This window comes from Ruegeria sp. A3M17 (assembly GCF_003318255.1).
Taxonomy (GTDB): Bacteria; Pseudomonadota; Alphaproteobacteria; order Rhodobacterales; family Rhodobacteraceae; genus Ruegeria.
This window is the reverse complement of the sequence record NZ_QOCF01000021.1, coordinates 1-1,511: the sequence shown is the minus strand read 5'-3', so window position 1 is coordinate 1,511 and position 1,511 is coordinate 1. Positions and strand designations below refer to the sequence as shown.

Annotated in this window: 1 protein-coding gene and 1 pseudogene; one reads left to right on the top strand and one right to left on the bottom strand. The window is 51.2% G+C overall.

Annotated features, from left to right (window positions below):
* Nucleotides 1-77 precede the first annotated feature (77 nt).
* Nucleotides 78-1,013 carry an efflux RND transporter periplasmic adaptor subunit gene (locus DS906_RS12380; RefSeq protein WP_113790472.1) on the top strand — a complete coding sequence of 312 codons (936 nt, stop codon included), beginning with the start codon at nucleotides 78-80 and terminating at the stop codon, nucleotides 1,011-1,013.
* A gap of 169 nt (nucleotides 1,014-1,182) precedes the next feature.
* Here the strand turns inward: DS906_RS12380 and DS906_RS12375 are convergent.
* Nucleotides 1,183-1,326, bottom strand: a pseudogene (locus DS906_RS12375) (IS3 family transposase); the annotation flags it as partial.
* Nucleotides 1,327-1,511 lie beyond the last annotated feature (185 nt).

The following is a 1,511-nucleotide window of genomic DNA, read 5'->3' as shown; positions in this document are numbered from 1 at the left end:
AAATCCCCGACGACGGACACCTGAAACCGGCGTACTCTCTCAGATATTCAAGGCGGCAACTGAATGTGGGGTAAGACATGCTGATTGTACTCGGATTATATGCGATTCTTGTTTGGATAATTTTTTTCAAGCTCGAGTTGCTGCCCTGGAGCCGAGGGACAAAATCCATAGTTGCTTTCGCTGGTCTCGTAATAGTTCTTGTCGTTGTTGGCCTCCTAAACACCCGCACACCGTCAGGCAGAGTAACCGTCGTCGCAAAAGTTGTGGAGATTGCACCGGTCGTCGGAGGTGTAGTTTCGTCGGTTCCTGTCTTACCGAATGTACCGATCCAACAGGGCACAGTGCTCCTTGAACTGGACAAAACACCGTTCAAAGCGAACCTGGAGGAAGCGAACGCGGATTTGGAAATCGCCCAAATCACTTATGATCGTCAAAAGACTGCATACGACAACAATAAAGCTACTGTTTCCAAGCAGGCTGTAGACGAATCTCGCGCCGCAATGGTTTCTGCGCAAGCTCGTCTGGATCGCGCACAGTATGATTACGATCAAACTGTTGTTATGGCACCGTCGGACGGCATCGTGACATCGCTGGGTGTTTCTGCGGGGGATCAGGCGCGCCCCCTTAGCCCCGTAATGCCATTTATCCGCATAGACAGCATTTCCATAGCCGGAGTATTTTCTCAGAACGGAATAAATGGGATGCCTGTCGGAACACCTGTGAAAATCGTCCTTGATCGAAAGCCAGGGCAGATATTCGATAGCGAGGTCGTAGAAGTCGCAGCGGGTACTGCGTCGGGCCAAGTGCCGGTAGGTTCGGATATTCTGAGCGCGCTTGACATAGGAAGCAGCGGGGAAGCATTGGTGATCTTGGGATGGCCGAAAGGCCTAGACCAAGGCGCGGCGACAGTCGGTACTGTAGGCTCGGTCACAGCCTTCGGGCCCGATGCTGGTGCAATGGGTATTTTGGCGACGATTTTGCTATATTTCAAGCTAGTCGGAACTTATCTCTGATCGACTAAAAAACTGAGCTCTTCAAAAGCATACCCAAAACTTGATGCTTTGAATCCAAGCGGAAATTTGTGCAGGTTCATGAGGGCGTTGCTTTCATCGCAAATGCACTGAGTCCCCAAGAATGCGCCCCGCTTGCCAGACGCATTCAAAAATTGCAAAGTGAATGGAGTTGGCACAGCTCAGCAATGCTGTCTTCGCCACGAAGGCCATCCAGCACGATCCTGATCTTCTCTTCTGACGAATAGTGTTTGCGGGTCGCGCGTTTGTTGTCTTTGACGATCTTCTCGCCAGGGCTCTTCGTTGTCTTCCTCATCTTCCACTCCTCAGTGGTTACGATGAGCCAACAACACTCTCTTATCAGATCACCCTATTTGGACCCATAGGCGCTGACGTCAAACAGATCGAACGTGTCACGATCCAACATGAACGGGATGGCGTGCAGATCGAGTTGGAAGGTGCACTGGCAGCGATGATTAGCCTATCCCGGAACGAACAAAG